The sequence below is a fragment of the Kribbella sp. NBC_01245 genome (assembly GCF_036226525.1).
Lineage (GTDB): Bacteria > Actinomycetota > Actinomycetes > Propionibacteriales > Kribbellaceae > Kribbella.
In genome coordinates, this window is the sequence record NZ_CP108487.1 from 3,844,362 (window position 1) to 3,870,573 (window position 26,212).

Consider the following 26,212-nt stretch of genomic DNA (forward strand, 5'->3'; position numbering starts at 1 on the left):
CTGCGGCCCTGTGGACCGCCTTGAAGACGTAGAGAAAGTTGTCAGGAGATCCGCTGGGTACAACGGTTTGTGCGCCGCCAGGGACTCGAACGCCAAAGCCGCTGATTAAGAGTCATTGGTCTGAGCGGCGACGGCCGCCCCTCCGTTCTGATGGACGCGCGAGACGGCAGCGTCTATCGACTTCGAATGATTTTGTCCCTCAGTTTCTCGCTAAGCTGACCGAGCATCTCGGCTAGCTGACGTCCGGAGATGGCCGATGCCGTCAAGGCTTCGAACTGCTGGCGATAGAGAGCAACGTCGCGAGGTTCCGTGACGCTCACGTAGGCATGGATGGTCTCGACTTGAACGAATGGCTCGTCCTCGTCCAGATCCTCGTAAAGGCTGAATCCATGCCACGGGATCGCCGTGGTCGTACCGTCTAGCGGCACGACACTGACCGAAACGTTGCTGAGGGTGGAGAGATTCAGGATCCGATCGATCTGCGCGAGCTGCACCTCGGGCGGGCCAGGTCGCCAGCGCAGTGCGGCCTCGGTGATCACGAACTCGAACCGATGCCCTTGCTCGTACAGGACTTGCTGTCGATCGACTCGTCGCTGGACGGCCGCCGCGTAGTCCTGTTGCCCGGTGAGATCTGATGCGATGAAGACAAGGCGCGCGTACTCGGCCGTTTGCAGCAGGCCAGGCACCAAGGTCGGCTGGAACACACGAAGCGTTCTTGCCTTCGCTTCGCGGTCACGGACCTGCTGCTGCATTGCGGCGAGCGTGTCGGCTGCCATGAATTCGCGCCAGCCGTCGGTCTGGTTGAGAGCGGCTTCGGTCGCCTCGATCATGGCCTGGAGATGATCAGCGGCACCACAGACATCCATCCAGACGGTGAGCTCGGGAATGGACGCGAGCGCCTCACCCCGTTCAATCCGGCTAACCCTGGACTGACTGAGGCCGGTGCGGTGGGCGAGTTGCCGCCCACTCACACCGGCCAGCACCCGATAACGCCTCAGATCGGCTCCGAGTCGTTGGCGTGGCGTTCTTGGCGTCTTGAGCTGATCGTCCACTTGCGCGGTACGGCTACCTTTCTATCGCCAGATAGGTGTTCAGGCCGACCGAATGCTTGAGAGCAAGGTCCCGCTCAGTGCGGCAGCGCTGCAAGATCGCCGGGTCCGTACTGTGCTCGAACCCGATGAACTGGCCATCACCGTCATAGTCCATGAGCACCACGTAAGCGTCAGTGGAGTCGGCGTCGAACAGCCAGAAGTCTTTGGAAAGTTCGGCGAGGGACGGATCTGCAGCACGCTCGGCGATGCTGATCTGCTCGCCCGCAGCCTGGCTCTCGACATAGCCGACGAGCTCGTACCGCAGATACTCAGAGAGCGGATGATCGACGACATGGACTCGTTGCCAGGACTTACCAGCCACGGTCGTTACGGCGATCCGGGCAAGCCAGGGCGTATTGAGAACCGAGCGCACAGGACGAGGCGTTCCGTTCCTGAACGCATGGATGCGTGAGTCCTCTTCGGACACGGCGTAGGTCTGAAGTGTCTCCAAACGGAAGACGTCGGTCGCAAAGCGGTCGAAGTGCGAGTCAAACTCATCGAAGCTCACTGTGTCGCCTCAGCCTCCATCTTCCGGATGTAATCCTCGAGGAGCTTACGGGGAACCAGCACGACAGTTTCGTCTTTTGGCATCAAGCTCAGCTGAGCAAGCGCCGCAGCATCGACCAGCTCAGTTCCCTGGATCGCCACCAGGTCGCCCTCGTCGGTATCGAAGACGTTCGGGCAGGGCCCGTTTTCGCAGGGGCCGGCGCGGTGAATGAGTCGCATTGTCCCTCCAATTACTCGAAATGAGTCACTGCGCAGAGTCTGACAGCGGCCACGACGAGCGTCAAGGACCGTCCACAGTCAACGCATAAGTCGCGAGAAGCCATATGCCAAACGCCGCTTGACACCTGAGGCCCGAACCGCCACCCTTGTTTTGTGAGTCAAAATGAGTCACACGATCTGAAGATCGATTTCAGGGGGCGCTGAGGAAGTGACAACCGCCGCACCGCTACTCCATTGCTATATCCGTGAGCACGTCTTCATGACACCCCGGGAGGCGGCCGACATCCGTACTCGTTTCGCAGTTTTCGCCGAACGCGAGGGTTTCCAACTCGGCAGGATCTATACCGAGAGGCCTGACACGGTCCCCGCAGCGTTCCGTGCGCTGGTGGTCGCGGCAGCGGAGCCCGGCATCACTGCTGTAGCCGTGCCCAGCCTGCGGCACCTCGCAGTTGTCGGCGAACCCAACGCGATCAAGGACCACCTAGAGCGAGTCACCGGCGTTCAAGTCCTCTTCGCTGGAAACGCCCCATGAACCGGCGGTCGGGCGTACTGCCTCCTCGCTGCGCCCGTCCGCCGTTCCAAACGGATTCGGCAGGTCGGTTCTCCTCCGCCTGACCACGTTCCTTAGACGCCGGCCGCCATTCCGATTCCGGGAGCCTCCGGCCGCGGTCCTATTGCGGACACCTCACACCTTGGCGGCCGGAGACTCCCAAAGTTGTTCACGACTATCTCTCGAACAGATAGGGAAAATCATGCGTAGAGCACTTTTGGTGACGGTGGCCAGCGTGGCCCTCCTGATCACACCGGGCTTAGCGGTTGCGGGTGTACTCCCGGAGCCCAAGTGGCCAGCGGCTGACTGGTCGATGCAGCACGAAGCTGATAGGCGCTCACCGGGTCCAACAGATCTCCCGTGGGCTTGCCACGGCCACACCGATCCCCCGAACAAGGTGCGGATGGTCGATGACTCCCCAGGGGTTGGCTTCGATGCCTACACCGACTGCGTCGGCGCATTCGGCGTACAGAAGACCTGCATCAAGTTGCAGGAGAAGGACTACTACGGGACTTTCTATGACCGGACCACGTACCGGTGCAGTGTCGAGACGGTTAAACCTCGGTCATACAGGTTCAGTGCGGAGTCCTGCCGAGGGGCCGGTTTCGGTACATTTCGAGTGTTCGCCCGTTCCACTGCCTACCCGAACCAGGTCGAAAAGCACTCCTACGGTGCATCAGACCCAGCCACTTTGTGTCAGGGCTTCTAGCGATTGGTGATTACATGACCTCTTCGGAATGGCGGATGGCATGGGATGACAACAGCGCCGCACCTGAAGCCAGCAACGGGCAGATGTGGGTCGTCGAGGTGGAGACCAGCGGGGCTCTCGCCGCCGCGCCTCGTGTGCTTAGGTGTTGGTTCCACGGTGAGGACTTGGCTGTACGGGACGATCAAGGTGTCCTTCTCTGGCTCAACGTCGGCCCGTACACCGCCTATCAAGATGGCGGACGAGGCCTTGCCGAAGCAAGGGAGGACGCGTTCGACGAGGTTATGTTCCGTCACCCCGTACCGGAGGCAGCGGCGCTGGCCAGTTTGCAGTCAGCGCTGGCGTGGCTCGGCACGAGAGAGCCCAATTCACCTGCGGAAGAGCCGACGAAGTACTTGGGACTCTCAGCCCGCACCACCAGGCTCTCCAGCGAGCCGTTCGATGACATTCAGATCGTTACCGACGAGGCCACGGGCCGGGTTCTACAGATCATGGCTACTCACCACGTGCACGGTCAGTCGGGCGTCAGGGTCACCAACGCCGCACTTCACCCGGTAAGCGATGAGGCCTTCGAAGTATTGGAGTCCGATCGAACCTAGGAGTTCAGAGGGTGAAGGGGAGCGAAGCTCACCTCAGCCATGAGGCCGATCAGCCGTGGACTCTCAATGCTCCCGCCGATGTGGATCACCTAGTTGACGCCTTGATCGCTGAGTCGTTCGACAACTCGATCGCAGAAGTCACCATCCTCGAAAGGCCCCTGACGCCGGAAGGTTACCCGGATCACCAGCTTCGGATCGCAGTCAACGAATCTGGTACAGCGGGCGGACTCTGCCTGATTGTCGACGGCAAGATCTGGTTCAGTCTCGGCAAGACCAGTGACCGTGATCGGGTGTTCTATTGCTACCAGGGCAACGAACATCGACTTTCCCCGCGACTCCGAGATCTCGATCGACGATGTGCGCAGCAGCGTGAAAGCGATCCTGGCCAGCGGGGGACAACTACCCGACACCATCGCGTAGGCCGAATCGCTGTCGGTACAGGAACCAGACAGCCGGCCACTCTGAGCTAAGCAACCGAAAGGAAGGCCATGATCAGGCAGTCGCAGCAACTGCTGACCACTATTGGTCAGTCGATGGCCCGGTCAGCTCCCGCCGGCTGGGAGACCGTTGAGCTGCACGTCACTGCCGCCGGCGGTATGAGCCGCACCAACATCAGGGCGATTGAGGCGACGGCTCGGTGGACCGCAAGTTCGCTCTCGATGACGAGGGTCAAGATGCGGCCGCCGAGTTACGTTACGAGATGTGGCAAGCGGACAAGGGCACTTGGTACAACGCAGATTTCTCCCTGACGCGAAGCGGCGGCTTCCACGCCGAGTTCGACTACGACAACCCGCCTTTTGGTGGCGATGTTGATGCCGATCTTCTCCTGGAGGATCAGCGACTTCTGCCGCGGACCGCCGACCAGTTGCCGGAGTGGCACCCTGCGGCTCGCCTCGATCGCTAGTAGGCCGAACGAGGCCGGCGGCGTCAGCTTCCGCCCCGGGAGCTGACGCCGCTGGTTGTATTTGGGTTACTTCTTGACGGTGATCTTCACGGCGGACGAGGCGGCCTTGGCGGTGGCGACGCGGAAGTACTGGGCGCCGATGCGGCCGCTCTTCACGCGGACCGAGTAGGTGCCGGACTTGGTGGTGACGGTGGACGCCGGGAAGGTGACCCACTTGTTCGTCTCCCAGCGCTGCACGACGACCTTGGTGCCGGCCTTGGTCCCCGTGGCCTTGCCGCTCAGGACGAACTGCTGCCAGGCCTTCACGGTCGTCGGCTTGCCCGTAATGGTCAGCGTCGGCGCCGCGACGGACGACGCGACCGCGTCAGCACCGGAGGAGCCGGATGAGCTGGCGTTGGCCGGCAGAGCGGCGGCGGCACCGAGCGCCAGAGCGACACCGGCGAAGCCTGCCACGGAACGACGAATGACTTGAGAACGAACGCGCATTTCGATTTTCCCCTCGAGTATGAAACCGGGCCCCCTTGAGCCCACCGCCTCAATAGACGAAGCCTGCAAAGGAAAAGTTGAGCCCGAATATCACGACTCGATGTCAGTCCGCTCCGGAAGTTCCAGCCGCGCGGACGCACCACCCGTGGTCGCCGTACCGAAAATGAGCCGCCCACCAAGCACTTTCGCATGCCCGGCCGCGATGGTCAGGCCAAGCCCATGACCGACACCCCGCTCGGCCATCCCGGACCGGAACCGGCGTGGACCTTCGAGCAGCAGCTCGGCGGGATAACCGTTGCCATGGTCAACGACTTCGATGGTCCGCCCGGTCACCGTCAGCTCGATCGGCGGCTCACCATGACGCAGACCGTTCACGACCAGGTTCGCGAGGATCCGCTCGACCCGGCGTGGATCGGTGACGACGACCTCGTCCGGGCCGATCCGGTGCACCTTGACACTGCCCGGCGCCAGCGCGTGCTGCATGCACAGCCGTGCGACGGCGGAGTCGACGAAGGCGCCGAGTCCGACGTTCTCCAGATCGGCCTTCTCCATGCCCGAGTCGAACCGCGCGATCTCCAGCAGGTCCTCGACCAGACGGCGCAACACCTTCGCCCGGTCCCGGACCAACTCGCTCGGACGGCTCGGCGGCAACAGCTCGGCAGCGGTAAGCAGACCCGTCACGGGCGTCCGCAAGTCATGCGCAACGTCCGCGGTGAACCGCCGCTCCGCGTCCAGCTGCCCCCGGAGCGACGAGGCCATCGTGTCGAGGGCCGTCGCGAGGGACGCCACTTCATCTTTGCCCTGGCCAACCGCCGCCACGGCCGAGGCATCGAGATCCCCCGCGGCGATGCGGCGCGCCGTACCGGCGACCGCGACGATGCGGCGCGACAGGCTGCCTGCGGCGACGACGCTGACCAGCGCGACCAGACCGACGGTGCCGATACCGCCGACCACCAGGGCCTGGCGCAACGCGTCCATCGAGTCGTCGCTGGCCTCGTACGGCTCGACGATGGACAGGATCTGCCCATCGTCGACGCCCTGGGCCGCCCACAACTCGGACTGCGGGGAGTCCGTTTTGTAGGTGGCCCGCTTGCCGTCCTCGACGGCCTGGCGCAGTTCGCCCGGGACGTCCGGATCATCCAGCCGGGTGCCCAAGGTGGGCAGTCCGGTTTGGTTGAAGATCTCCGCGGCGTACTTGATCTTGTCGTCGGCGATCGACCGCGTCCGGTCCAGCCGGGCGGCCGAGGCGTGGTTGTAGACGGCGATACTGAGCACCAGGATCGCGAACGACGAGACCGCCAGGAAGATCAGGCCCAGCTTGCTGCGCAGGCCCATCTCACGCCCGCAGCTTGTATCCGAACCCGCGCACGGTCTCGATCCGGTCGGCCCCGATCTTGGTACGAAGGCGCTGCAGATGGACGTCGACCAGCCGGCCGTCGCCACCCCACTCGTAGTCCCAGACGCGCTGCAGCAGGGTCGACCGGCTGAGCACCACGCCCGGGTTGTTCGCGAACTCGATCAGCAGCTTGAGCTCGGTCGGCGTGAGCTGCACCGGCTTACCCTCGCGGCGCACCTCCAGGGCCTCGCGGTCCAGCTCCAGATCGCCGAAGGACTCGACCGCCGCATCCGCCGAGGGGCTCGGCCGATCGGGGTCGGATACCGCCCGGCGCAGGACGGCGCGCAAGCGGGCTACCAGGACTTGGGTGTCGAACGGCTTGGTGACGTAGTCGTCGGCGCCGGCCTCGAGGCCCAGCACCACGTCGAGCGCGTCACCGCGGGCCGACACCATCACGATCGGCACGGTACTGGTCTCGCGGATCCGGCGGCACACGGAGATGCCGTCCAGTCCGGGCAGCATGACGTCCAGCATGACGGCGTCCGGATGCAGCTTCTCGAAGCTCTCGATCGCCTCGAGGCCGTCCTCTGCGGTGGTCACGTCGTACCCATGCCGCTGCAGCGTCAACTGCGTCGCCTCACGGATCACCGCGTCGTCCTCCACCATCAGGATTCGCGCGGCAGGCTCTTCAGATGTCACAGCGGTTGTGCTCCCTAACCGGAACTATCGGCTCACTTTCACCATCCGGCGCAACTCTTTGTTCCATCGGTAGACATCCACCTTGGAGCCGGATGGGCAGCAGGCCTTGGCGCTCTGCCCGAACACTGAGGATTCCACAACCAGGGTGGATCCCTTGCCCACCGACACGGTCAAACTGTCACCCTGTGTTTGCCAGACCACCTTCGGAGCAGTGGCGAGGTGGTCGATCAGCAGCACCACGAACGCGCCACCGCTGACCGTACTGATGGTGACAGCCTGCTTCGGGGAGGTGCCGGCCGGGGTTAGCACGACGCCGGTTTGCACACATCCGAACTTGCAGATCTTGACCAGGTTCTTCATATCGACCCGCACGGCCGGGTCCCGCAGCAACACCTGCCGCAAGGCCGGCACCGACAACGCCTGCGGTGTGTTCGCAGGGCCGATCGAGCGGTCCGGCTTGGGCGACGTGGCTGCCGAGGAGACCGGGCCACCGGGACCCTCGACGCGCAGACCCTCACCGGATCCACAGGAGCCGAGAAAGCCCATCAGCAAGGGAAGGACGGCCAGCAACGGCAGCGTCGAGCGCAGTTTCACGTTGGCCTCCTCACCTGTCCTCGTCCGTCGGAACCGCGGTCCCCAGGGCGGAGGACGGCGTTGGTGAGGCCAGCCAATCACAGACCAGGGGCCGCACCGGCGACGCGCTGTGACGGTGTTTCGCAGCGGTCGTTCGATACCCCCAATGGTGCTCGCAGGAGGTCACGGTGCACAGCCGCGACAGGTGTTCTCTGCCCTGCAGTTGTGTTGCGGCACCGTCACGGCAGGATTTTGCCCGGATTCAGCAGGCCGCGCGGGTCGAGCGCTTGTTTGATCGATCGATGCACGTCGAGGGCGACCGGGCCGATTTCCTTCGCCAGCCAGTCCATCTTCAGTACGCCGACACCGTGCTCGCCGGTGATCGTGCCACCGAGTTCCAGCCCGATCTCCATGATCCGGTCGAATGCCACCTGAGCCCGGCGGGCCTGTTCCGGATCGGCCGCGTCGAACACCACGGTCGGATGCATATTGCCGTCACCCGCATGCCCGACCACGCCGACCGTGATCCCGACCTCGGCCGCGATCCGCTCGACGCCGGCGATGAACTCGGCAAGCCGGGAACGCGGCACGCAGACGTCGTCGATCATCGTCGTACCGAGCTGTTCCAGCGCCACCAGTCCGGCCCGGCGAGCCTCCAGCAGCAGGTCGCCCTCGAGCGGGTCGTCGGCCACGATGCAGTCGGTGGCGCCCGCGTCCCGGCAGAGCTGGGCGACCTTCTCGATGTCCTGTACGGCGGCCTCACCACCGACGTCCGTCTGAGCGATCAACATGGCGGCCGCATCCGCGGGCAGGTCCATTCGCTTGTACGCGTTGACGGCCGCGATCGTCGTACCGTCCATGATCTCCAGCAACGACAGGGATACGCCGCTGCGGACGATGCCGACGACGGCCTCCCCCGCGGTGACGGCCGAGTCGAACAGGGCCGCCATCGTGTGCGGGCGTTGCGCCTGCGGGCGAAGCGCCAAGGTGGCCTCGGTGATGATGCCGAGCGTGCCCTCGCTACCGACGAAGAGCTTGGTCAGGTCGTACCCCGCTACGCCTTTGACCGTCTTCCGGCCGGTGCGCAGGATCTCGCCGTTGGCCAGCACGACCTCGAGACCGAGCACGTAGTCCGTGGTCACGCCGTACTTCACGCAGCACAGACCGCCCGAATTCGTAGCGAGATTGCCGCCGATCGAGCAGAACTCCCAGCTGGACGGATCCGGTGGGTAGAAAAGCCCGTGCTCTTCGACGGCCCTGGACAGTACGGCGTTGAAGATCCCGGGCTGCGTCACGACGTACTGGTCGACTGGTTCGATCCGGAGGATCTGGTCCATCTTCTCCAGGGAGATGACCAGTCCGCCCTCGATCGCGTTCGCGGCGCCGGAAAGGCCGGAGCGGGCGCCCTGCGGAACCACGGGAAGGTCTAACTCGGCGGCCACCCGCATGGCGGCCTGGACGTGCGCGGTCTCGCGGGCGAGCACCACCGCGACCGGCACACCGGCCGGGCAGAACATGGCCCGGTCATAGCGATAACTCTCGATCCGGTCGGGATCGGACAGCACAACGGACTCCGGCAGCACCTGCCGGAGTCGGTCGACCGCGTCCATGGGACCGGTCAGCGCACTTTGGCGGTCTGGCCCTTGGACACGCTCGCCCAGCCGTTGTTGCTGCCGTTGTACTCGTTGCCGATCGCCAGGAACGTCAGACCGCCATTGGGGTCCGACACCGACGCGGTCGCACAGGTCCGGGCGGAACCGGCCGGCACCTCGCAGGACAAGTTCGTACCGATCTTGTCGTTACCGCGATAGCGCAGCAGGAACGCCTTGAACTTGGTGAACTTGACGACCTTGTCGTAGGCGATGACCTCGGCCCAGTAGTTCGAGCAGGCATCACGTTTCAGCTGGATGGAGCCGACCGCGGCATTGGATCCCCAGTTACGCCGAACCGGCGCAGCCGAGATGATCTTGACGCCACCACAGTTCGCCTTGGTGGACGTGACCGGCGACGGCGCGGCCTGCGCGGTGACCGGCAACACGAAGCCGGCCCCGGCCAGACCGGCCGTACTGAGCAGCAAGCCCAGAGTTCTCATCGGTAACCCTTCCTGAGCCGGCGCCCCGACGCCCGCTCACCACCGCAGAGTACGCGAACCACTCCTGTACGAACAGCGAGTCCGCATACCGAACACCTGAAGCCCCTCACCGGACGGGTTCGGCGGTGCGGGGCTCCAGGTCGGGTCAGAGGTTGCCGCGGCGTTCCTGTTCGCGCTCGATGGCTTCGAAGAGGGCCTTGAAGTTGCCCTTGCCGAAGCCGAGCGAGCCGTGGCGCTCGATCAACTCGTAGAAGACGGTCGGACGGTCGCCGATCGGCTTGGTGAAGATCTGCAGCAGGTAACCGTCCTCGTCGCGGTCCACCAGGATCTTGCGCTTCTGCAGCTCCTCGATCGGGGCTCGCACGTTGCCGATCCGCGCGCGCAGTTCCGGGTCCTCGTAGTACGAGTCGGGCGTCTCGAGGAACTCGATGCCGTTGGCGCGCATGATGTCGACCGTACGCAGGATGTCGTTGGTCGCGAGCGCGATGTGCTGGGCGCCGGCGCCGTCATAGAACTCGAGGAACTCGTCGATCTGCGACTTCTTCTTCGCGATGGCCGGCTCGTTCAGCGGGAACTTGACCCGGTGGTTGCCGTTGGCCACCACCTTGCTCATCAGCGCCGAGTAGTCGGTGGCGATGTCGTCGCCGATGAACTCCGCCATGTTCACGAAGCCCATCACCCGGTTGTAGAAGTCGACCCACTCGTCCATCCGGCCGAGCTCGACGTTGCCGACGACGTGGTCGATCGCCTGGAACAGCCGCTTCGGGTGCCCCTCGGGCCGGGTCACCGTGGTCGACGCCGCGACGAAGCCGGGCAGGTACGGGCCGTCGTACTTGCTGCGGTCGATCAGCGTGTGCCGGGTGTCGCCGTACGCCGCGATCGCGGCCCGGCGGACGGTGCCGTGCTCGTCGCTGACGTCGTTCGGCTCCTCCAGCACGGTCGCGCCCTGGGCACGGGCGTGCTTGATACAGCGGTCGACGTCCGGCACCTCCAGGGCGATGTCGCTGATGCCGTCGCCGTGCTTGCGGTGGTGGTCGAGCAACGGGCTGTCCGGGCGGACGCCGCCGCTGATCACCATGCGCGCCGAGCCGGACTTCAGCACGTACGACTTGCTGTCGCGCGCGCCCGTCTCGGGGCCGGAGTACGCGACGAGGTCCATGCCGAAGGCGAGCTGGTAGAACTTCGCGGTCTGGGTGGCGTTACCCACCACGAAGGTCAGCGCGTCCATCGACGTGACCGGGAACGGGTCGGTGCTCTGGTCGTACGGCACCAGGCCGACGAGTTGTTTCAACTGATCCAGGTCGAGGTCTGCGTCGAGCTCTGCAGGGGTGAGATCGGTGCTGGTCATCGAGATCCTCCTGGGTCCGGTGTTGCCGCCGAGCATTGTCCGGTCCGACAGCTTGTGCAACACACCGGTTTTTGGTTGAGCAATCTGACCAGTAGTGCGAGCATTGGCCGGACAATAGTGGTCACCCTGCTAGGAAGGATCCCGACCGTGGCGGTGGACGAGCTGGACGCCCGCATCCTGGAGCTGTTCGCGACCGAACCGCGCGTCGGCGTGCTGGAGGCGTCCCGGCGGCTCGGCGTGGCCCGCGGCACGGTCCAGGCGCGGCTCGATCGGCTCAACCGCGATGGCGTCGTGCGCGGTTGGGGGCCTGACCTCAATACGGAGGCGATCGGGTATCCGGTGACCGCTTTCGCGACGCTGCAGATCGAGCAAGGGACGGGGCACACGTCGGTCGCGGCGGCGCTCGCGGGCATCCCGGAGGTGCTGGAGGTCTACACGATCACTGGCGCGGAGGACCTGTGGTGCCGGATCGTGGCGCGGTCCAACGCGGATCTGCAACGGGTGATCGACCAGGTCGTGGTCGTGCGCGGCATCCAGCGGGCGTCGACGGTGATCGCCCTCGCGGAGCAGATCCCGCATCGGACGCTGCCGCTACTCCGCGCGGCCACGTCCGACTCTTAAGCGAGGCGTTTCGCGACCTCGACCGCGGCCCGGGCAACTCGCGGACCGACGAAGTCGCGGTCGAGTTTGCCCAGTACGACGACACCGATCGACGCCTCGACCCCCGGCACCCCGAGCACGGGTGACGACACGCCCTGCGCGCCGGCCTGGAGCTCGCCCGCCGTGATCACGAACGGACGTCCAGCCGGATCGGGCTTACGCCGTCCGGCCAGAATCGCCTTGCCGGCGGCGCCTTGGTCGAGCGCATGCCGCGAGCCCATCCGGTACGACACGTGGAAGTCGGTCCAGCTCGGCTCGATCACCGCGATGGCCAGTGCCTCGTCGCCGTCGGCCACGGTCAGGTGCGCCGTGGCGCCGGTGTCCTCGGCCAACGAGCGCAACACCGGCAGGGCCGCGTCCCGCAGGGTGGGCTGCACCCGGCGCGAATAGTGCAGTACGGCGAGACCGAGGCGGGCCCGGCCTTCGCTGTCGCGCCGAACTAATCGGTGCAGCTCGAGCGTGTTGACCAGGCGGTACACGACCGTACGGCTTACCCCGAGCGAGGACGCCAGCTCGGTGATGGACAAGCCGTCCGGGGCGTCCGCCAGCAACTCGAGGACGGTCAGTCCCCTGTCGAGCGTCTGCGACGTCTCTGCCGGCACAACGCGAAGCGTATCCGTTTTTCGGTCACGAACCGACGGACCACGTATCTTGCTGCCGTGCGAAACTACTGGTCGCTCCTGCCCGTGGTCGCTATCTGCGTGCTGCTCGCGCTCGCCTACGCGGTCCCGACCCTCATCCGGCCACAGCTCACCGACAACGTGCTGAAGGCGTTCCGCCCGGTCGCGAGCGGTGAAGAACGTGTGCCCCTGACGGATCAACAGCAGCGCAAGCGCCGAATGGCCGCTGGTGGTGTGCTGCTGGCGATGTTCCTGCTGATCGGCTTCAACATCTCGCTGAATCGCGAGGCGAACGGGTGCTACCTCGTGTCGAAGGCGTGGGGCGCCGACGACAGCATGACGTACGACGACCCGTGCCTGGACCAGATCATCGGCGACACCCAGAAGCCGGACGGCGAGCCGATCGACAAGAACCCGCAGGCCGTCGAGAAGTACCAGGTGGTCAAGGACAAGAAGCCGAAGTACCTGCAGTGGATCTATGGGCGGCCGTCGTACAAGTCGGATCTGGTCTTCGGTGTGCCGTACAAGTGCGGTTTCGACATCAAGATCAAGGAGCACCCGGACAAGATCGTCGCGGTGCTCGACATGAGTGCGCCGTGCCCGTCGGACAGCAAGGTCCGGGTGGTCGCGACCAATCTCAAGCAGCCCCTCGGAGACCGCAAGGTGGTCACGGTCGGGGACAAGCCGCTCGAGCAGATCAACCCGGAGATGCCGGGCTGGGGCACCGTGCTCAAGGCCCTCGCCACCGGCGGCTAGTGCCTTGCGCTTCGTCGGTGCTGGGCATTAGAAGTCGATGCGCATGACCAGGCGGCGTTTGGTCGGGTGGGTGACCTCCTTGAAACCGGCTTCGGCGAAGACGTGGTGGCTGCCGACGCGCAGTTCGCCCCAGGTGATCTCCTTCCCGGGATGCGTGATCATCGGGTAACCCTCCAGCGCGCGGGCACCACGCTCGCGGGCGAAGTCGACCGTGGCCTTGGCGAGCTCGTACGTGATGCCGCGGCGGCGAAACCCCTTCCGGGTGACGAAGCAGGTCACCGCCCAAACGCCGTCGTCGTCCGGGTCCTCGTTCCGCTCCGCCCACGGGACACGGCTGCGCAACAGCCGCACGTAAGCCGTACGAGGCTCCACCGCGCACCACCCGACCGGCTCGCCATCGAGATACCCGACCAGCCCACTGGTCTGATCTTCCGATCCGGCCGAGCAGCCGGTCTGGGCCAGTAGGCGCGCTTCGCGTTCCTCCTGCGGGATCGCGTACCACCTGCCGTCAAGCACTTTCAACCGCTGGCATTGGCAAGCCGCCGGATAGTCGCTGTTGCCGAAGATCGTCTGCAAGTCTTCCCAAGTGGCCTCGTTCGCCGGTTTGACCTCGATCACGACGGGGGTCAGGGTGTCGATCTCGGTTCCGGCGACTGGGGGTTCGGTCAGGATCTCGGTCATGGCGGGCAGGCTAATGTTGTTCCCGGACGATGTGCGTCCGGGAAGGCGACCAGACGCGACCACTCGTGGCCGAAAGATGGGGAGCCGGAAGAAGAGGGACGGCGTTGGATGAGGCAAGCCCGACCGCGAAGGCGTTGCTGGCGCTCGAGTTGATCCAGGACAATCCCGGGATCAGTGGCGATCGGCTCGGCCTGCGCCTCGGCGTGTCCGATCGGGCCGCCCGGCGGTACGTCGGCACGCTCCGCGACGCGGGTATCCCGATCGAGTCCACGCCCGGGCGGTACGGCGGCTATCGCGTCGGCCGGGGATTCCGGCTACCGCCGCTGATGTTCTCCACCGCCGAGGCCCTCGGGTTGATGATGGCCGCGTTGGAGGGACAGCACAGCGCCTCGGATACGAACGACCCGGCCGGGCGCGCGATCGGCAAGATCCTCCGCGTCCTGCCGACTTCCGTGGCGGCACCGGCCGAGGCGATCCGGAAGCTGATTCCGGCGCCGCCCGATACCGGGACCAACCCGGACCCCGAGATCACCGCCGTCCTCGTGCAGAGCTGCGTCGACCACCATCGCGTACGACTTGGCTACCAGCTCGGGGATCGCGAGACCCGCACGATGTACGTCGACCCGTGGGCCGTCGCCGTACGGCATGGTCGTTGGTACCTGCTCGGCTGGTCGCATACCAAGGACGCCCGCCGGGTGTTGCGGGTCGACCGGGTCGTGGCGGTGGACCCGCAGCCGGAGACGTTCGTACCGCCGGATGACCTCGACCCGATCCGGACGATCGAGGAGCACCTCGCGGAGGGCTGGAAGTACCCGGTCGAGATCGTCATCGACGCGCCCATCGCCACGGTCGGCCAGTGGATCGCGCGGAACCTCGGCCGGCTGGAGGCCATCGACGAGCACCACACCCGGTTGATCGGCAGCACCGAAGAGCCCGAGTGGTACGCCCGGCGGATCACCTCGATCGACGCGCCCTTCCACATCATCGGGCCCGAGGAACTCGCGAAGGCCGTCCGCACCCTCGGCGAACGCCTAACCCAAAGCTCAGCCCCTCAACTCTCTGCGGGACCCTCGTAGCGGGTGGCGATCGCGGCGGCGCGGTTGCGTAGAGCGGTGCGCAGCCACTGCGGGGCCAGGGCTTCCGCGTTCGTGGAGAGCTGCCAGAGCGCCCATTCGGCGTGCCTCGAGTCTTGGAAGGTCACCTCCATCCGCAGCCAGCCGTCTGCTTCGGCTTCTTCGGCGAGGACGGCCAGCGCGGTGCCCACCAGGTCCTCCCGCCGCACCGGGTTCACTCGGACCAGCACGGTGACCTGGTCGTCGCCGCTCCGGAACCGCGCGCTGCGTTCCTGCCAGGCCCGGTCCAGATCGACCCGGTCTGGTCGCTGCGCGGGTTCGGCGAGTTCCTCGGCGGCCAGGATCCGGGATAGCCGATAGGTGCGGTCCGCGCCGGATCTCGTGGCCAGCAAGTAGCCCTGGTCTCGTACGGTGACCAGGCCGATCGGGTCCACCGTGCGCCATTTCGAGGTCTCGTTCATCGCGGCGTAGTGGATGCGCAGCTTGTGTCCGGCGAACACCGCGCGCCGGACCTCGGCCGCTATCGGATCAGGCACCTCCTCAGCGACCAACCGGCGGGAGAGGAGATCGGTCTCCGGGTCGATGAGCAATCGCTCGGCCACGCCGGCCGCGGTATCCCGTTGGCTTTCGGGTAGCGCGTCGACCACTTTGAGCATGGCCGAAGCGAGCGCCGAGCCAAGACCGAACGCCTGCGCGCCGCGTCGCGATCCGGCGACCAGTAGTGCGAGCGCTTCGTCGTGGTTCAGTCCGGTGAGCTCGGTCCGGAAGCCGGGCAGCAACGCGAACCCGCCATGCCGGCCGCGTTCGGCATAGACCGGGACGCCGGCCGCGGACAGCGCCTCGATATCGCGCAGCACGGTCCGGGTGGACACCTCCAGCTCGCGGGCCAGCGTTTCCGCCGACAGCCGACCGCGCTGGCGCAGCAGCAGGACCAGTGAGACCAACCGGTCGGCGCGCATACGAAAACTCTACGGGAATACACGACAGAGGATGTCGTGATTTGTTGGCAGGCTCACCACCACAACGTCAAAGCCGGTGGCCACCGAGCCGACGGACGTACGCACTCTCAACGAATCGAATGGAGCTGAAGTGGCAATGGAGCGAACCGCGGTCAACCCGTGGGCGTGGTCGGTGGAGATGGGCTACAACCAGGGTGAGGTCGTCTCCGGACACACCCGGACCCTATATTGCGCCGGGCAAACCGCGATGAGCAGCGACGGCTTGCCCCAGCATGCCGGTGACATGGCGGCGCAGTTGGCGCTGAGCCTCGACAACCTGGAGGCCGTTCTCGGCGAGGCCGGCATGTCCCTCGCGAACCTCGTCCGGCTCAACGTCTACACCACCGACGTCGATCTGCTTTTCCAGCACTACGGCGTGCTGGCGTCCCGGTTGGGCGCCGTCGGAGTGGCACCGGCCACCACGATGCTCGGCGTGACCCGGCTGGCGATCCCCGTCCTGATGGTCGAGCTCGAGGGGACCGCCGTCAGCTAGCGGAGGGCGCGCACGTCAGCGTCGTACTGGCGGAAAGGTTTGTTGCGCAGCAGCAGGATGAAGAGGCCGACGAGGCAGATCAGGGCGCCTGCGAGGAGTGCGATCGTTGGGGTGGTGAGGGAGGCCGTCGCGCCGGCTACGAAGTCGCCCAGCCGTGGGCCGCCCGCGACCACCACAATGAACACGCCTTGCAGGCGCCCGCGCATCACGTCGGGAGCTGCCGCCTGCAGGATGGTGCCGCGGTACGACGAACTGAACATGTCCGCGGCACCCGACAACGCGAGCAGCGCCACCCCGAGCCAGATCGTGCGGGACAACCCGAACAGGCCGATGGCAACGGCGTACGCGGAGATGCAGACCACGATCGCGAGCCCCTGGCGTCGTACCCGGCCGACCCAGCCGGAGAACAGTACGGCGATGATCGCGCCCAGGGCCGGTGCCGCCTGCAACAGACCGACCGTGCGGATCCCACCGGCGAAGAACGACCCGGCGACCGCGGGGAACAACGCCCGCGGCTGCGCGAAGACCATCGCGAGGATGTCCGCCACGAACGTAGCCAGCAGCACCGGCGCCGTACGCAAGAACGCGAACCCCTCGACCACCGAACGCAGGCCCGCCCGCCGTACCTCTCCCACCGGCGGCACCGGCGGCAGGCGGACCAACGCGTAGAGCGCGGCGGTGAAGGTGAAGACGTCCACCACGTACGCCGCGGCGAACCCGTGCCAGGCGATCAGCGTCGCGCCCAGCAGAGGTCCGACCGTGAAGCCGAGGTTGTACGCCGCCGAGCTCAGGGCGTTCGCGGCCGGCAGTAGTTCCGGTCGCAGTAGTCGCGGGATGATCGCGGCTCGGGCCGGACTGTTCATCGCGAAACAGGCCGACTGGCACGCGACCACGCCGTACAGGATCCAGGTCTGCTCGAGCTCCAGCACCGCCTGCACAACGAGGACCGTCGAGAGCAGCCAAAGCCCGGCCGACGAGACCAGCGCGAGCGTACGGCGGTCGACAGCGTCCGCCATCGCACCGCCGTACAACCCGAACACCGCAAGCGGGACCAGCGCGAAGAGTCCGACCAGCCCGACCGAGAACGTCGAACCGGTCAGCGCGTAGACCTGGATCGACACGGTCACGGCCGTCATCTGCTGACCCAGCTGCGACACGGTCGAACCCAGCCAGAGGCGGCGGAAGTCGGCGGACTCGCGCAGCGGCCGGATATCGGTCAGCCAGGAGAACGCACGCGCCACGAGACGCACGTTATGTCATGGCACCGATTGCCCCCTCGTTGCGTCAGTGTGGAGACGCCTGGTGTCCCGACGTGGGGCGCGCGCTAACGAAGGAGCGACCGATATGACCCAGCATCCTCAGCAGGCTCCGCAGCCGCAGCTGTTCTGCCCGTTGTGCCGGGGCAACCAGTTCCAGCAGGAGGAAGCCCGCAGCGACTCGCGCTGGGGATTCACCTCGCACCGGATGACGCTGATGATCTGTGTCAGCTGCCGCCACGTCTTGCACTTCTACGACGACCACTCGATCTTCGACTTCAACTGAGCCTGCCTTTACCAGGACAGAGTGCCGCCATCAGTGTGGAAGCCGCCGGTCGCCGCGTCCGCGCCCAGCGTCGCCGCCGCAACGGCGACGGCGGCACCCTGAGCCGGCGTACGCGGCGCGTCCCAGCCGCCCATCTCGGTCTGGCAGTTACCGGGATCGGCCGCGTTGACCAGGATGCCGGTGCCGCGCAGGTCGTTGGCAAGCATCACCGTGACCATGTTCACCGCGGCCTTGGAGCTGTTGTAGCCGAGCATGCGCATCTCCGACATCGGTGACGCCGGATCGCCCACGCTGGTCAGGGAGCCGAGCTCGCTCGACACGTTCACGATCCGGGCCTGCTCGGTCTTGCGCAACAACGGCAGCATGCTCTGGGTGACCGCGACCAGGCCGATCACGTTGGTCTCGTAGGCCTCACGCAGTACGTCGAGACCCACCTCGGGCACGCCGTTGTCGCCGGGCGGAATGATCGCCGCGTTGTTCACCAGTACGTCGAGCCGCCCGTGGCCGGCCTCGATCTCCTTCGCGGCAGCCTCGATCGAGGCCTGATCGCGGACGTCCAGCCGGACCTCGCGGGCGTCGATCCCCTCGGCGGCAAGCTCCGCGGCCGTCGTACCGTCCGGGGTGCGAGCGCCGACCAGCACTGTGTGGCCGAGTTGGCCGAGCTGGCGGGCGATCTCCTTGCCGATACCTCTGTTGGCGCCGGTAACCAGCGCGATCTTCGTCGTCATGCCCCCAACGCTGACCGGTTTCGCGCAATCCAGGCAGAGCGAGCCCATCCGGGGACCGGGCGTCCCTGGTTGTGCTGGTGGAAGGGTGGGACCGGGCGTCCCTGGTTGGCGATTGGGCGGGCTGCGATGCTGGTGTGCGTGGACAGGGCACAGCTGGCGGACTTCCTTCGCATTCGGCGCGAGCGGCTTCGGCCCGACGACGTGGGCCTGCCCGCGGGCTTCCGCCGCCGTACGCCCGGGCTCCGCCGCGAGGAGGTCGCGAGCCTCGCCACCATGTCCACCGACTACTACACCCGGCTGGAACAGGGTCGCGGCCCACACCCGTCCCGCCCGGTGCTGACCGGTCTCGCCCGCGCCTTGCGGTTGACCGATGCCGAGCGCGACCACCTCTTCCGGCTCGCCGGCGAACAACCCGCACCGCCGCCGGGACCACCCGCGGAGGTGCGATCCGGCGTACTGCGCATGCTCGGCCGCCTCGACGTACCCGGCCTGGTCCTCGACGCCAAGTACGACGTACTCGCGTGGAACGCCCTCGCCGCCGCCCTGCTGACCGACTTCTCGGCCGTACTGCGCAAACACCGGAACCTGCTGCGCCTGCGGTTCCTGGACGGTACGACGCAAGCGGACCGATTCGGCGAGGCCGCCACCGAAACCTTCGCCCGGGAAGTCGCGGCCGACCTCCGCGCGACAACCGGCCGCTATCCGGATGACCCAGCCCTGGCGGGACTGGTCGACGACCTGACCTCAGGCAGTCCCGAATTCGCCAAGCTCTGGGCGGCACACGAGGTCCAAACCCAGCAAACCCTGTGCCAGACCATCAACCACCCACTCGTCGGCCGCATCGAAGTCTGCTGCGAAGTCCTCGTCATCCCCGAACGCGACCAACGCGTAATCCTCTACACCACCGAACCCAACAGCCCCTCCGAAGCCGCCCTAACCCTGCTCTCCGTAATAGGCACCCAAGACCTAACCACCACCCGCTGACCTGCTCCACCAGCAAGCGGCACCAGGCCTCGGCGTACCTAGCGGAGGACGCCTTCCTGGGGGTCGTAACAGACCAGGCCGTGCTCGGCGGCCAACTGACCCATGTACGACACGACCTCGTCGGCCCGTTCGAAGTCGATGTTGACCGTGAGGATGTCACCCACAGCGTCGGCCAGGATCGGCCCAGACCGCCACGGGTTGCCCGGCGCATCCGGCTCGTCAGGGAACCGCTGGGTGAGAGCCTGGGCATACGCGACGATGGCCGCGCTCGGCGGTGTCTCCTCGTCCTCCTCGAGAATCTCCATCAACTCCTCGTACCGGTCGTCGGCCTCTTCATCATCGGCCGGCCGGATCCCAACCCACACTGCGATGTCATAGCTCATCCCCCGATGCTGCCCGCCCGACCACCGCCCTGTCTCCCACCACGCCCTGCCGGGGCGCGCAAATTGCCGACTCGACGCTCCGACGCGCGATACCGGTCCGACGCGGGGTGCACACGCCCCGTCCGACCGTGGTCTCGCTATCCACGGGCGCGCACCACGCTCTCTCGAGTGGTCGGGTCAGACGCGACCACTCGCGGGCAAGGGAGGACGGGACCGCATTCCACGTCCGACCGTCGCCGGTTACGACGCCGGCCCCGCGTCCGACCGTCGCGGGTGGCGACGGCTTGGCGCGGCGGGCGAAGGGTGGTGGAGCGGGCGGGTGGTTAGGCGCGGCGTTGGGTGGCCCAGTCGCGGAGGAGGTCTAGGCGTTCGCGGAGTTGGTCGGAGGAGGCGTGGGCCGCGGGTGGGCCGCCTAGTTTGCGGCGGAGGTCGTTGTGGATTACGCCGTGGGGTTGGCCGGTTCGGTGGTGCCAGGCGGCTACCAGGCCGTTGAGCTCGCGCCTCAGTAGCGACACCTGCTCGTGCGTGGCCAACTCCGTGACGCGATCCGGCTCGCCGCGGGCGTCGCGGTCCTCCAGGCGGTTGGCCTTCTTTTGGGCGGCGATGGACTTGGCTTGGCGCTTGTTGAGGAGTTCGCGCACCTGGTCCGGCTCGAGCAGACCCGGCAGGCCGAGGAAGTCGAGCTCCTCGTCGGACCCGATCTCGCCACCCGTGCCGTAGTCGCCACCATCGAAGACGACCCGGTCGAACGACGCGTCCGAGCCGAGCGCCTCGAAGTTGCCCTCGAGCTCGTCGGACGCACCCTCGGTCGCATTGGCCGCCGCGATCAACCCGTCCTCGAGGGCAAAAATATCACCGTCGCCATTCGAGTTCTTCCGGCCGAGGACGTGGTCGCGTTCGACCTCCATCTCGGCGGCGAACCCGAGCAACCGGGTGACCGACGGCACGAACACCGACGCCGTCTCACCACGCTTCCGCGCCCGCACGAACCGCCCGACGGCCTGCGCGAAGAACAGCGGCGTCGAGGTCGGCGTCGCGTACACCCCGACGGCCAGCCGGGGCACGTCGACGCCCTCGCTGACCATCCGGACCGCGACCATCCAGCGCTGCTGCCCCTCGGCGAACGCGCCGATCTTCTTCGATGCCGCCTTCTCGTCGGAAAGCACCACGGTCGGCGCCTCGCCGGTCAATTCGCGCAGCACCTTGGCATAGGCGCGCGCCGTGTTCTGATCGCCGGAAATGACCAGTCCACCCGCGTCCGGCATGTGCCGCCGTACCTCGGTGAGCCGTTTGTCGGCCGCGGACAACACGGCCGGCATCCACTCGCCGGTCGGGTCCAGCGCCGTACGCAGCGCCTGAGCGGTGAGGTCCTTGGTCAGCGGCTCACCGAGGCGGGCCGCGATCTCGTCACCGGCCTTGGTCCGCCAGCGCATCTCACCCGAGTACGACATGAAGATGACCGGCCGGACGACGTGGTCGCGCAGCGCGTGCCCATAGCCGTACGTGTAGTCGGCCCGGCTGCGCGCGGCGCCGTCATGACCGTGCTCGTACGTCACGAAGGGGATCGGGTTGTCGTCCGAACGGAACGGCGTACCGGTCAGGGCCAACCGCCGGGTCGCGGGCTCGAAGGCCTCGCGAATACCGTCACCCCAGCTCAGCGCGTCGCCGCCGTGGTGGACCTCGTCGAGGATGACCAAGGTGCGGAACTTCTCCGTCCGGACCCGGAAGGCCAGCGGGTTCACGGCGACACCGGCGTACGTCACTGCGACACCGGTGAAGTCCTTGTTCGTTTTGCCCTTGCGGCCGGCGAAGGCCGGGTCCAGCGCGATCCCGGCCCGGTCCGCCGCCTCGGCCCATTGGACCTTGAGGTGCTCGGTCGGCGTGACCACGGTGATGCGCTCGATCACCCGGCGTTGCAACAGCTCCGCGGCGACGGTCAGCGCGAACGTCGTCTTGCCGGCGCCAGGCGTCGCGACGGCGAGGAAATCCTTGGGTTGCTTCTCGAGGTAGAGCCGCAGCGCCTCGGCCTGCCAGGCGCGAAGCTTGCTCGCTGTGCCCCAAGCGGCACGGTCCGGATAAGCGGGTGGAAGGACTAGCGGCTGAGCGGGGACGTGCGAGTTCACCGGCTGCTCTACTCCCCCGTGTAGTCGACTGATCGGCCGTGCAGGAACGTTACCTGAAATCACAGCCAAGGTCAGATCGCGCCAAACCCAGCGCCAGGTGGGCGTGTCGTTAGACTGGGACGCTATGAGCACCCAGCTGAGCCCCGGCGCCGAGACGATCGTCGACGAGCGCACCAAGCCGTCACTGGACGAAGGTGACCACGAGCGGTTCTCGCACTATGTGCCGAAGGACAAGCTCACCGAGGCGATGGTGATGGGCACCCCGGTGGTCGCCTTGTGCGGCAAGGTCTGGGTGCCGAGCCGCGACCCGCAGAAGTTCCCGGTCTGCCCGGAGTGCAAGGAGATCTGGGAGTCGATGAATCCCGGTGACGACAAGGGCGGCGACAAAGGCGGGGACGGCGACAAGAGCTAGTGTCCTGAGTCAGAAGTTCGTGCCTTAGCTCCGGTGTCCAGGTGCGTGCATCGCAAGGCGGAGGAGGGGAGCAATCTTTTTCGATTGTGACCCGACGACAACGCAGCGAGGTGCGTGCCTGGGCGCCGGAGATGAGGTGCGAACTTCTGACTCAGGACACTAGTTGTGTGACGGGTCGTCCGGATAGGTAGCGAGCAAGGCCATCTCGTCTCGCTGCCGCCGGAGGACCCGTCGCCACAGCGTCTCCGGCGCCAGGCTGAAGACATCATCAGGCTCGGACGGTACGACGTACCACGCGCCTTCGGTGATCTCGTCCTCGAGCTGGCCGCTGCCCCAACCGGAGTAGCCGGCGAAGATCCGCATCCGCCGGATCGCGCCGGCCAGGAGTGCGGGTGGTGCGTCGAGGTCCAGCAGGCCGATCCGGCCGAAGCACTCGCGCCAGCCGGGCGGATCCGACTGGTCGGTGATCTCGGCCACGGCCAGGGCGCTGTCGGTGCCGACCGGTCCGCCCATGAACAGCACGCCCGGTTCGCTGACGGAGTCCGACCAGTCGGCGAGCACCCGGTCGACCTCGAGATCGGCCGCGCGGTTCACCACCACGCCGAGCGCGCCGTCATCGTCATGGTCGAGCAACAGGATGACGGCCCGGCGGAATGGTGGCTCGTCGAGGATCGGTGTGGCCACCAAGAGCGATCCGGTCAGGGTCGTCGCCGTCATGGCTCCATCATGTCCTGCCGACGCGCCTCGCGCTCACTATCCACGCCCCGAGCGCCACACCGGCGAGATCGGCGACCGTGTCGAGTACGTCACCACCGCGCTGCGGCAGCGCCACGTGCTGGATGACCTCGCTGACCACCGCATTGACGATCAGTACGGCGAACAGCGGCCGTGCGGGCACTCCCGCCCGCGGCCCGAGGTAGGCCACGACCGCGAAGAGCAGCAGGTGGACCACCTTGTCGGCGTACGGGATGCCGACGTCCGAACCGGCCGCCCGCGGCGCGTACAGCGCGGCGAGATGCACCACGCAGGCCACGCCGAAGGCGACCTTCCAAACCCGGGGGGTCACGCCGGGCTGTCGTCCGGGTAGTGCTCGGACGCCGGCGGCTTACCACCCGCGGCATCCCGCACGGCGTGCGCGACGATCGTGTGCACCTCGGGGTGGAACACGCTCGGCACGATGTAGTCGGCGTTGAGCTGGTCATCGGTGACGACACTGGCCAGCGCCTTCGCGGCGGCCAGCTCCATCTCGATCGAGACCTTCGAGGACTGCGCATCGAGCAGGCCGCGGAAGACGCCCGGGAAGACCAGCACGTTGTTGATCTGGTTCGGGAAGTCGCTGCGGCCGGTCGCGACCACGGCGGCGTGCTCGTGCGCGGCGGCCGGGTCGACCTCGGGGTCGGGGTTGGCCAGCGCGAACACGATCGACTTGTCGGCCATCGTCGCGATGTCGGCACCGGTCAGGATGTTCGGCGCGGAGACTCCGACGAACACATCGGCTCCGGCCAGCGCGCCCTTGAGGTCACCGCTGTACTTGGCGGCGTTGGTGTTCTCCGCGATCCAGCGCAGCTCCGGCGACAGCCCGTCGCGCTCGGTGTGGATGACCCCGGCGACGTCCGCGACGATCGTGTCCTTCACCCCGGCCAGGATCAGCAGCTTGAGGATCGCCGTGCCGGCGGCGCCCGCACCCGAGAGCACGACCCGGACGGACCCGATGTCCTTGCCGACGACGCGCAGCGCGTTGAACAGGGCGGCCAGCACCACGATCGCCGTACCGTGCTGGTCGTCGTGGAATACCGGGATGTCGAGCTCCTCGCGGAGCCGGGCCTCGATCTCGAAGCAGCGCGGCGCCGAGATGTCCTCCAGGTTGATCCCGGCGAAGCCCGGGGCGATCGCCTTCACCACCTGGATGATCGCCTCGGTGTCCTGGGTGTCCAGGCACAGCGGCCAGGCGTCGATCCCGGCGAAGCGCTTGAACAGGGCGGCCTTGCCCTCCATCACCGGTAGCGCGGCCTTCGGGCCGATGTTGCCCAGGCCGAGCACGGCCGAGCCATCGGTGACGACGGCGACGGTGTTGCGCTTGATGGTCAGGCGGCGCGCGTCGTCGGGGTTCTTCGCGATGGCCAGGCAGACCCGCGCGACACCGGGGGTGTAGACCATCGAGAGGTCGTCCCGGTTGCGGATCGGGTGCTTGGCCTCCATCGAGATCTTGCCGCCGAGGTGCATCAGGAAGGTCCGGTCGGAGACCCGGCCGATCTCGACGCCCTCGACCGCTCGCATGGCCTCGACCAGGCGGTTGGCATGCTCGGTATCGGCGGCCGCGCAGGTCACGTCGATCCGGAGCCGTTCGTGTCCGGAGGCCGTCACGTCGAGCGCGGTGACCACACCACCGGCCTGCTCCACGGCGGTCGTCAGTCTGCTCACCGCCGATCCGCCGGCGGGCACCTCGAGTCGGACGGTGATGGAGTAGGAAACACTCGGGATGGATGTCACGCCCGGATCTTCTCATGAGGCCACTGCGCTTGGTGGTTGCGTACATTGTGTACATCCGGGTAATCCATTACCCGGATCTGGTTAAAGTGTCCCCCTAACTCTGCTCGGGACTTGGGAGGCGTGGTGGCGACCATCAGCGATGTGGCCGCGCGGGCCGGGGTGTCCACCGCGACGGTCTCCCGTGCGATGAACGGCAAGGCGAGTGTCGACCGCGACCTCGCCGCCCGGGTCCTGGCCGCCGCCGAGGAGCTCGGTTACCAGCCGAACGGGCCGGCCCGGAATCTGCGCCGGCAGGAAACGGCCGTCATCGCCCTGATCATCTCGGACGTGGAGAACCCGTTCTTCACCGCGATCGCGCGCGGTGTCGAGGATGTCGCGCACGAGGTCGGCTACTCGGTCGTGCTCTGCAATTCCGACGAGAACCCGGCCAAGGAGAGCCGCTATATCGACATCGCCCTGCAGGAGCGCGTCGCCGGCGTCATCCTCTCCCCCACCGGTACGTCGACCAGCGTCGAGCGACTGACCACCCGCGGTACGGCGTTCGTCGCGGTCGACCGGCCACTCCCCGGCCAGGACAGCGACCTGGTCATGGTCGACACGCGGCTGGCCGCCCGCCAGGCCACTGAGCACCTGGTCGCGCAGGGGTATCAGCGCATCGGCTGCATCACCGGTCCGGCCGGCGTGCGCACAGCCGACGACCGGCTCGCGGGCTATCGCGACGGCCTCCGCGCGGGCCGCCAACGCAGCACCACCAAGCTCGTACGGCGAACCGAGTACAAGGCGGCCGGAGCTCATCGCGCCGCGCTCGAGCTACTCGCCCATCCCGAGCCGCCCGACGCGCTACTGGTGGCGAACAGCGCCCAGGCCGTCGGCGTACTGCAAGCCCTCCAGGAGCGGCAGACCCGGATCGGACTGGTGGCCTTCGACGACGCGCCTTGGGCGGCGCTGATCGATCCGCCGTTGACCGTCGTCGCCCAACCGGCGTACGAGATCGGCGCGGTGGCGGCCCGCCTGCTGCTGGCCAGAATCGCCGACAACACCCGAGCCACTACGACCACTACGTTGGCCGCGAAACTGATCGAACGCGGCAGTTCACGATCGCTCCAACGTCGGTAATTCGACCTGCGTCGAAGCGATGGCACCACCCTTCGACACGATC

32 protein-coding genes are annotated in these 26,212 nt (G+C 66.8%); 12 read left to right on the forward strand and 20 right to left on the reverse strand.

What is annotated here, in order from left to right:
- Positions 1 to 173: 173 nt before the first annotated feature.
- From OG394_RS16930 to OG394_RS16940, 3 genes are read right to left on the reverse strand one after another with little or no spacing between them, the layout of a single operon-like run.
- On the reverse strand, positions 174 to 1,052 hold the full coding sequence (locus tag OG394_RS16930; protein WP_328996331.1) for a helix-turn-helix domain-containing protein: 879 nt from the start codon (positions 1,050 to 1,052) through the stop codon (positions 174 to 176).
- Positions 1,053 to 1,065: 13 nt separating this feature from the next.
- Positions 1,066 to 1,599 carry a DUF6879 family protein gene (locus OG394_RS16935; RefSeq protein ID WP_328996332.1) on the reverse strand — a complete coding sequence of 178 codons (534 nt, stop codon included), beginning with the start codon at positions 1,597 to 1,599 and terminating at the stop codon, positions 1,066 to 1,068.
- Complete coding sequence (locus OG394_RS16940; protein WP_328996333.1) at positions 1,596 to 1,817, reverse strand: hypothetical protein; 222 nt, start codon at positions 1,815 to 1,817, stop codon at positions 1,596 to 1,598. Before OG394_RS16940 ends, OG394_RS16935 begins: the two co-directional genes overlap by 4 nt.
- 259 nt (positions 1,818 to 2,076) lie before the next feature.
- Here OG394_RS16940 and OG394_RS16945 point away from each other — a divergent pair, with 259 nt between their 5' ends.
- From OG394_RS16945 to OG394_RS16960, 4 genes are all read left to right on the forward strand, one after another.
- Positions 2,077 to 2,349 carry a hypothetical protein gene (locus tag OG394_RS16945; RefSeq protein ID WP_328996334.1) on the forward strand — a complete coding sequence of 91 codons (273 nt, stop codon included), beginning with the start codon at positions 2,077 to 2,079 and terminating at the stop codon, positions 2,347 to 2,349.
- 741 nt (positions 2,350 to 3,090) lie between these two features.
- Complete coding sequence (locus tag OG394_RS16950) at positions 3,091 to 3,672, forward strand: hypothetical protein (protein ID WP_328996335.1); 582 nt, start codon at positions 3,091 to 3,093, stop codon at positions 3,670 to 3,672.
- Positions 3,673 to 3,683: 11 nt separating this feature from the next.
- A complete protein-coding gene (locus OG394_RS16955; RefSeq protein ID WP_328996336.1) occupies positions 3,684 to 4,142 on the forward strand; it encodes an Imm1 family immunity protein in 459 nt (152 codons plus the stop codon).
- Positions 4,143 to 4,309: 167 nt separating this feature from the next.
- Positions 4,310 to 4,576 (forward strand): immunity protein YezG family protein, encoded by a 267-nt coding sequence (locus OG394_RS16960; protein ID WP_328996337.1) that lies wholly within the window; start codon positions 4,310 to 4,312, stop codon positions 4,574 to 4,576.
- A 66-nt stretch (positions 4,577 to 4,642) separates the two neighbouring features.
- On the opposite strand, the gene OG394_RS16965 is transcribed toward OG394_RS16960, so the two are convergent.
- The 7 genes from OG394_RS16965 to hppD form a co-directional block, all read right to left on the reverse strand.
- Positions 4,643 to 5,062, reverse strand: a complete 420-nt coding sequence (locus OG394_RS16965; RefSeq protein WP_328996338.1) for a hypothetical protein — start codon at positions 5,060 to 5,062, stop codon at positions 4,643 to 4,645.
- Positions 5,063 to 5,152: 90 nt separating this feature from the next.
- A complete protein-coding gene (locus OG394_RS16970; protein ID WP_328996339.1) occupies positions 5,153 to 6,397 on the reverse strand; it encodes a HAMP domain-containing sensor histidine kinase in 1,245 nt (414 codons plus the stop codon).
- A gap of 1 nt (position 6,398) precedes the next feature.
- Entirely contained in the window at positions 6,399 to 7,097 is a 699-nt protein-coding gene (cseB, locus tag OG394_RS16975) for a two-component system response regulator CseB (protein ID WP_328996340.1), read from the reverse strand.
- A gap of 24 nt (positions 7,098 to 7,121) precedes the next feature.
- A complete protein-coding gene (locus tag OG394_RS16980; protein WP_328996341.1) occupies positions 7,122 to 7,691 on the reverse strand; it encodes a hypothetical protein in 570 nt (189 codons plus the stop codon).
- Positions 7,692 to 7,909: 218 nt separating this feature from the next.
- On the reverse strand, positions 7,910 to 9,280 hold the full coding sequence (locus OG394_RS16985) for an FAD-binding oxidoreductase (RefSeq protein ID WP_328996342.1): 1,371 nt from the start codon (positions 9,278 to 9,280) through the stop codon (positions 7,910 to 7,912).
- Between the two features lie 8 nt (positions 9,281 to 9,288).
- Entirely contained in the window at positions 9,289 to 9,762 is a 474-nt protein-coding gene (locus OG394_RS16990; RefSeq protein ID WP_328996343.1) for a hypothetical protein, read from the reverse strand.
- A 145-nt stretch (positions 9,763 to 9,907) separates the two neighbouring features.
- Complete coding sequence (hppD, locus tag OG394_RS16995; protein ID WP_328996344.1) at positions 9,908 to 11,110, reverse strand: 4-hydroxyphenylpyruvate dioxygenase; 1,203 nt, start codon at positions 11,108 to 11,110, stop codon at positions 9,908 to 9,910.
- A 147-nt stretch (positions 11,111 to 11,257) separates the two neighbouring features.
- Between hppD and OG394_RS17000 the strand changes: the two genes are divergently transcribed.
- A complete protein-coding gene (locus OG394_RS17000; RefSeq protein WP_328996345.1) occupies positions 11,258 to 11,731 on the forward strand; it encodes an Lrp/AsnC family transcriptional regulator in 474 nt (157 codons plus the stop codon).
- On the opposite strand, the gene OG394_RS17005 is transcribed toward OG394_RS17000, so the two are convergent.
- Positions 11,728 to 12,372 (reverse strand): IclR family transcriptional regulator, encoded by a 645-nt coding sequence (locus OG394_RS17005; RefSeq protein ID WP_328996346.1) that lies wholly within the window; start codon positions 12,370 to 12,372, stop codon positions 11,728 to 11,730. The two genes, OG394_RS17000 and OG394_RS17005, sit on opposite strands and share 4 nt — an antisense overlap.
- A gap of 57 nt (positions 12,373 to 12,429) precedes the next feature.
- Between OG394_RS17005 and OG394_RS17010 the strand changes: the two genes are divergently transcribed.
- Entirely contained in the window at positions 12,430 to 13,146 is a 717-nt protein-coding gene (locus OG394_RS17010; protein WP_328996347.1) for a hypothetical protein, read from the forward strand.
- Positions 13,147 to 13,173: 27 nt separating this feature from the next.
- On the opposite strand, the gene OG394_RS17015 is transcribed toward OG394_RS17010, so the two are convergent.
- Positions 13,174 to 13,827 (reverse strand): GNAT family N-acetyltransferase, encoded by a 654-nt coding sequence (locus tag OG394_RS17015; RefSeq protein ID WP_328996348.1) that lies wholly within the window; start codon positions 13,825 to 13,827, stop codon positions 13,174 to 13,176.
- A gap of 104 nt (positions 13,828 to 13,931) precedes the next feature.
- Between OG394_RS17015 and OG394_RS17020 the strand changes: the two genes are divergently transcribed.
- Positions 13,932 to 14,903 (forward strand): helix-turn-helix transcriptional regulator, encoded by a 972-nt coding sequence (locus OG394_RS17020; protein ID WP_328996349.1) that lies wholly within the window; start codon positions 13,932 to 13,934, stop codon positions 14,901 to 14,903.
- On the opposite strand, the gene OG394_RS17025 is transcribed toward OG394_RS17020, so the two are convergent.
- A complete protein-coding gene (locus tag OG394_RS17025) occupies positions 14,879 to 15,859 on the reverse strand; it encodes a helix-turn-helix transcriptional regulator (RefSeq protein ID WP_328996350.1) in 981 nt (326 codons plus the stop codon). The genes OG394_RS17020 and OG394_RS17025 overlap by 25 nt on opposite strands.
- Before the next feature lie 136 nt (positions 15,860 to 15,995).
- On the opposite strand from OG394_RS17025, the gene OG394_RS17030 reads away from it, so the two are divergent.
- A complete protein-coding gene (locus OG394_RS17030; RefSeq protein ID WP_328996843.1) occupies positions 15,996 to 16,391 on the forward strand; it encodes a RidA family protein in 396 nt (131 codons plus the stop codon).
- Here OG394_RS17030 and OG394_RS17035 read toward each other — a convergent pair.
- A complete protein-coding gene (locus OG394_RS17035) occupies positions 16,388 to 17,632 on the reverse strand; it encodes an MFS transporter (protein WP_328996351.1) in 1,245 nt (414 codons plus the stop codon). The two genes, OG394_RS17030 and OG394_RS17035, sit on opposite strands and share 4 nt — an antisense overlap.
- A 103-nt stretch (positions 17,633 to 17,735) precedes the next feature.
- On the opposite strand from OG394_RS17035, the gene OG394_RS17040 reads away from it, so the two are divergent.
- A complete protein-coding gene (locus OG394_RS17040) occupies positions 17,736 to 17,933 on the forward strand; it encodes a hypothetical protein (RefSeq protein ID WP_328996352.1) in 198 nt (65 codons plus the stop codon).
- A gap of 8 nt (positions 17,934 to 17,941) precedes the next feature.
- Here the strand turns inward: OG394_RS17040 and OG394_RS17045 are convergent, their stop codons facing one another.
- Positions 17,942 to 18,661: an SDR family NAD(P)-dependent oxidoreductase gene (locus OG394_RS17045; protein WP_328996353.1), complete on the reverse strand. Its 720-nt coding sequence runs from the start codon at positions 18,659 to 18,661 to the stop codon at positions 17,942 to 17,944.
- A 138-nt stretch (positions 18,662 to 18,799) separates the two neighbouring features.
- Between OG394_RS17045 and OG394_RS17050 the strand changes: the two genes are divergently transcribed.
- Positions 18,800 to 19,645 carry a helix-turn-helix transcriptional regulator gene (locus OG394_RS17050; protein ID WP_328996354.1) on the forward strand — a complete coding sequence of 282 codons (846 nt, stop codon included), beginning with the start codon at positions 18,800 to 18,802 and terminating at the stop codon, positions 19,643 to 19,645.
- Between the two features lie 38 nt (positions 19,646 to 19,683).
- Here OG394_RS17050 and OG394_RS17055 read toward each other — a convergent pair whose 3' ends face one another.
- Positions 19,684 to 20,028, reverse strand: coding sequence for a hypothetical protein (locus tag OG394_RS17055; protein ID WP_328996355.1), 345 nt, complete (start codon positions 20,026 to 20,028; stop codon positions 19,684 to 19,686).
- Positions 20,029 to 20,351: 323 nt separating this feature from the next.
- Complete coding sequence (locus tag OG394_RS17060; protein WP_328996356.1) at positions 20,352 to 22,151, reverse strand: DEAD/DEAH box helicase; 1,800 nt, start codon at positions 22,149 to 22,151, stop codon at positions 20,352 to 20,354.
- A 124-nt stretch (positions 22,152 to 22,275) separates the two neighbouring features.
- Here OG394_RS17060 and OG394_RS17065 point away from each other — a divergent pair, with 124 nt between their 5' ends.
- Positions 22,276 to 22,563: a DUF3039 domain-containing protein gene (locus OG394_RS17065; protein WP_328996357.1), complete on the forward strand. Its 288-nt coding sequence runs from the start codon at positions 22,276 to 22,278 to the stop codon at positions 22,561 to 22,563.
- Between the two features lie 159 nt (positions 22,564 to 22,722).
- On the opposite strand, the gene OG394_RS17070 is transcribed toward OG394_RS17065, so the two are convergent.
- From OG394_RS17070 to OG394_RS17080, 3 genes are read right to left on the reverse strand one after another with little or no spacing between them, the layout of a single operon-like run.
- Positions 22,723 to 23,280 (reverse strand): YqgE/AlgH family protein, encoded by a 558-nt coding sequence (locus OG394_RS17070; protein ID WP_328996358.1) that lies wholly within the window; start codon positions 23,278 to 23,280, stop codon positions 22,723 to 22,725.
- 7 nt (positions 23,281 to 23,287) lie between these two features.
- The gene (locus OG394_RS17075) at positions 23,288 to 23,629 is read right to left on the reverse strand and encodes a VanZ family protein (protein ID WP_328996359.1); all 342 of its coding nucleotides are present in this window, start codon (positions 23,627 to 23,629) and stop codon (positions 23,288 to 23,290) included.
- A complete protein-coding gene (locus OG394_RS17080) occupies positions 23,626 to 25,053 on the reverse strand; it encodes an NAD-dependent malic enzyme (protein WP_328996360.1) in 1,428 nt (475 codons plus the stop codon). The genes OG394_RS17075 and OG394_RS17080 overlap by 4 nt, the downstream gene beginning before the upstream one ends.
- A gap of 123 nt (positions 25,054 to 25,176) precedes the next feature.
- On the opposite strand from OG394_RS17080, the gene OG394_RS17085 reads away from it, so the two are divergent.
- Positions 25,177 to 26,169, forward strand: a complete 993-nt coding sequence (locus OG394_RS17085) for a LacI family DNA-binding transcriptional regulator (protein ID WP_328996361.1) — start codon at positions 25,177 to 25,179, stop codon at positions 26,167 to 26,169.
- Positions 26,170 to 26,212 lie beyond the last annotated feature (43 nt).